The organism is Protofrankia sp. Cas8 (genome assembly GCF_963555845.1).
GTDB lineage: Bacteria > Actinomycetota > Actinomycetes > Frankiales > Frankiaceae > Protofrankia.
Window position 1 is genome coordinate 1 of the sequence record NZ_CAUVXI010000312.1, and the last position, 4,214, is coordinate 4,214.

Annotated in this window: 5 protein-coding genes; 3 read left to right on the forward strand and 2 right to left on the reverse strand. The window is 66.8% G+C overall.

The features are described 5' to 3' along the window. Nucleotides 1–507, reverse strand: a 507-nt coding sequence (locus U9977_RS25945) for a helix-turn-helix transcriptional regulator (protein ID WP_322751907.1), incomplete at its 3' end; no start/stop codon positions are given. A gap of 41 nt (nucleotides 508–548) precedes the next feature. Here U9977_RS25945 and U9977_RS25950 point away from each other — a divergent pair. Continuing rightward, nucleotides 549–752, forward strand: a complete 204-nt coding sequence (locus U9977_RS25950; RefSeq protein WP_322751908.1) for a hypothetical protein — start codon at nucleotides 549–551, stop codon at nucleotides 750–752. 284 nt (nucleotides 753–1,036) lie between these two features. On the opposite strand, the gene U9977_RS25955 is transcribed toward U9977_RS25950, so the two are convergent. Next, nucleotides 1,037–1,498 (reverse strand): helix-turn-helix domain-containing protein, encoded by a 462-nt coding sequence (locus U9977_RS25955; protein ID WP_322751909.1) that lies wholly within the window; start codon nucleotides 1,496–1,498, stop codon nucleotides 1,037–1,039. 223 nt (nucleotides 1,499–1,721) lie between these two features. Between U9977_RS25955 and U9977_RS25960 the strand changes: the two genes are divergently transcribed. Both U9977_RS25960 and U9977_RS25965 read left to right on the forward strand, forming a co-directional pair. Next, a complete protein-coding gene (locus tag U9977_RS25960; protein WP_322751910.1) occupies nucleotides 1,722–3,398 on the forward strand; it encodes an effector-associated domain EAD1-containing protein in 1,677 nt (558 codons plus the stop codon). Continuing rightward, nucleotides 3,395–4,214: JAB N-terminal domain-containing protein (locus U9977_RS25965; RefSeq protein WP_322751911.1), on the forward strand; the 820-nt coding region annotated here is incomplete at its 3' end. The genes U9977_RS25960 and U9977_RS25965, both read left to right, overlap by 4 nt.

Here is a 4,214-nt window from a genome sequence, read left to right on the forward strand (position 1 = left end):
AGTCGGAAGGGGTTCGACCGCAACATCTATGCCCAAACTCTGTTCACAGAAGTCGGCCAGGTCTTCGATGTCGGCATCGCCTGCCCCGGCGAGCTCCCGTACCTCACCGGCAAGCTCGTCGGCTTGACGCACTGGATTATCCTGGCGAATTTTCAATGGAAAACGACTCGGCGATGAGGGCATGCCGAGGTCACACAGCAGGACATCAATTTCGAGGAGATCGTCCACGCGGCGCAGGGCCTGCTCGACTGCAGGGCTCGTATCGGGTTGCGCGCGTGCCGAGATCCGAGTGACTCCCCGCTCGTCGCTCGCGAGCAGTTCGGCGACCGACACCCCGGTCGCGTCGGCGATGAGCGCGAGCTCCAAGGTGCTCAGACGCCGCTTGCCGCTGAGCACCTTGGACAAAGCGGTCGGATCCATACCGGCGGCCTTCGCAAGCGCCTGCTGGGTCATGCCTGACTCCCGCAGCGTCTGGCGTATGCGGTCAGCGAGAAGCTCAGGTTTCACCTAGCCATGATACGTCGATACTTGCGAAAATCGCAAAGTCCATGGTGGTAATCGTTGTGCTGTCGGCGCTGTGGCGGCGGGGGGTTCCAGCGGTATCGGTTGGCGACGCCGACGCCGACGCCGACGCCGGGCGCCCGAACGACGCACCGCCGGACGACGGCGCAGACCGGGACGTCCGGCAGCGGCTCAACGATGTGAATCTGGTGCTACTGGAGCAGCACGAGATTCACATCCTTACCGTGTGATCCGCACCGTGTGATCCGCGGTAAGGATGTGGCGGCGGGTGGCAGAGACGTGGCGTACGGGCGGCGGTTGTCAGTGGACAAGCGGCGGTGAAGCAGGTCGTACGCCTGGGGGGCGTAGCCGACCTCACCGAACGCGTACGCCTCGGCCAGCACGTTGGCGGCACGGTCCCGATATCCGCCTGACCAGCGCCGAGGGGTGCGGCTCGTCCTTGGCGACTGCAGCAGATCACACAGCGCGTTGGGGATGAGGACATTGGCGTCCAGGACGATGATGGCCGGCACGATCAGGCCGCATCACCGGTGCCGGTTGGCGCCGGTGACCCGTACATGCCCATCTCCAACGCGTCCGCGGTCATCTCCGACAACACCTCGCGGCGCTTACGGCTGCGCCGTTGCCTATATGCGAGCACCTGTTCGAGCGGGATCCGCCGCGACGAGCCGGGCCGAGAGTAGCCGACCTCCCCCGCATCCAGCAGTTTGATCAACGTTGGACGGGAGACACCCAGCAGATCCGCGGCCTCACGTGTCGTCAGTTCCTGGTCCACCGCGACCACCGCCACACCCCTGCCGGACGCGAGCAGCTCGGCCACCCGCGTAAGGACCTCACGCACGGAGCGAGGCAGCTCCGCCTCGGCACCACCACGGATCAACGCCAATGACCGATCGTCACCCTCGCCCATGAGGTCGACCAGACGAACCAGGGCGACCTGTTCGTCCGATGCCGGTATCACCGTTTCCGGGGCCATCGCCGGACTCCCTCTGCTGCCGTCATGGCGACTAACTGCCGTCGTCCGTCGTCCCGCAAAGTGCAAAAAACGCAACCGACTGGCGCCCGCGCGCCGAGCGCCCGGTTTGGGTGGCGTATCCCGTACCAGGACGTTGTCATCGCTGTGGCGAGGACTACGCTCACGTTACGGCGCAACTGGGGCAACCGTTGCGACGTCGGCGCTGTGGAGGCGGGGGGTTCCAGTGGCACCGGTTGGCGACGGCGGCAGGTCGCCGAGCGACGGGATCCCGGACGGCGACCCCGACATCTGCCTGACCAATACCGAGCGGACCGACTTCCTGAACGCGGTCGCGCGGGCCTACCGGACCGAGGCCGCCGCCTCGATGGTGCTCAACCAGATCGGGTACCCGTTGGCATACAGTCCGGTCATCCAGGGCATCAACCCGGAACAGTGGTGGACACAGGTATTCATCGAGTTCGACAATGGAATCATTCTCGTGCCCTTCCGGACGCTGCTGTACAACAGCAGTCAGCGCTACCCGGCAAGTGCCGTGTTTCAACGGCTCGCCGCCCGTCATCTCACCAACGAGCTAAACTCGACGACCGGCGAGACGAACGAGAACGGTCGAACCGCGACGTCGGAAAATGTCACGGTGTCGACGCAGGACGACGGCCGTGCGCAGGCTACCGAAGGCTCGACCGCGCAGCCGGCGGAAGCCGAGGTGGGGCCGGCGCAGAGCTGCCATGTGATTGTGCGGGCGAGTTCGGAACCAGAGCGCCGCAAGGCCGCGGAAATCCTCACGAGCCTCGGCCTGGGGCCACACGAGTTCTGGTCGACCGCGCACGCGGTTTCCTACCGGGTCAACGACGAGAACACCGGACGGGTGCGGGAGCGGCTCGAGGAAACCGATCTCGGGTGGACGGTTGTCCCGGCGGGTGAACCCGACTACGTGTTCCAGACGCTGTACGCACGGGGGCCGGACGGCCGGCAGTTCCGGTTGAATGACGCCCCCGCCCAGCAGACCGTCGCCAACATGGCTGCGTCGGTAATGGACGAGTACCCGCCTGGTTACGCAGGCCCAACTCGCTCCATTGTCGTGGACGCGGTGCAGGACGACGGCTCGGGACGGCGGCTCGACGGGGACGACACCCTGCACGGAGCGGGGTTACGCGACGGCTCCCGGACCCGGATCGGGGTGGAGGCCCAGGCCGGGGCGCTCAACCCGAAGGACCGGCAGGAGGCGCTGCACCGGGTCCGCAACCAGCTTGTCGCCTACGCGCAGGCGCATCCCCGATTCCAGGTGCGGGCCAATTCCACTCTGCTGCCCACCGAGTACGAGCTGGAATTCGTCCAGGCGAGTTTCGGGCCGGGTGCGATATCTGGCGACGATCCGGTGACCGTCAACCGGCATGTCGTTCTGGTGCAGCTCGGATCCGAATTCCCCGAAACGCCACCGCTGGTTTTCTGGCTGACTCCGATCTTCCATCCGAATGTATTCCCGAACTACGACTGTGACCAGGCTCGGGAACACGAGGCCCAGCAGGGGCTGGTGTGCCTGGGCGCGCTGGCCGAGTCCTACACGCCGTCCCTGGATTTCGGTGAGTTGTGCCAGATTCTGGTGGATATGGCAGCCTTCCGGAACTACAGTCTGCAGGAGGAAAGCGGCCAGCTGGATGCCTTCGGCGCACCTGAGGTTCGCGTCAACTACTATGATCGGGCAGCTGCGGAATGGGTCAAGGCGAACCAGGCTCGGATAGCTGAGATCGGCGGCCGTGTCCTGTTCCGGGCGCCGCGGCGCCGTGCGGTTTACCGCAACGTGGTCGAAAGCATTGTCGGAACCGTCGCCGACGACCGGCCCGCGACCGTCCCCGAGGACGACCCGCAGGCCGGGGCCGGGGCCGGGGCCGGCGGACGATGAGTGCCGAGGTCGAGCTGTACCGCACCGACGACTATGTCCGGGTCGGTCGGGTGCCGCTCGTCCCGCTGTTGCAGGCCATGTTCGAACGGGTGCTGGGCGAGGCCTTGGTCGGCAGCCGTTTCGAGCTGTCGTTCCTGCCGGTCGCGGACCGCTCCGAGCTGGCGGGTAACCCGTCGGTGGTCAACCTCCGGTCGAGCCACGGCTATGTCCAGGTGCGCATCGTCCGGGATGGTCGGCTGCTCTACCAGCATCCGCACGCGGTCCGGGAGATCATCGCCCGGCCGTTGCAGCGGCTGCTCGCCGAGCAGATACCGGCGGAGACGCACTGGGGGTTCGGTATCCGCGGCCCGGGATTCGATCGAGTGGCGCTTGTCCGGCCCGCCCCGGAGGTCGAGGGTCGGGTCGAGGTGACGGTGGGTTCCGGCAGGCCGAGGCTCTTCCATCTGGAGGAGATCCACGAGCCCGATCCCCCGACCGCGACCCTCGCTGAGCTCGGCGCCGACATGGCTGCGATACCCGGTGCCGAGGCGGCGGAGGCGGCACCGGCGGCCTCGCCGGGAGTCGCGGTGGTGGTCGACCGTGACGTCGCGGACGCCCTGAAACACCGGATGACGTTCTCGACGGAGGTGGAGGAGGGTGGTTTCCTCGCCGGTCACGTCTACCGTGACGCCGACCGCCCCGGCAGCCACCTCGTGAAGATCACGGCGGCGATCCCGGGGGAGCGGACCGGCGCGTCGCTGCTGCACTTCACCTTCACCGGCGAGAGCTTCCTGCGGATCAACGAACAGCTGGCCAGGAGCGGCCGGGACGAACGGC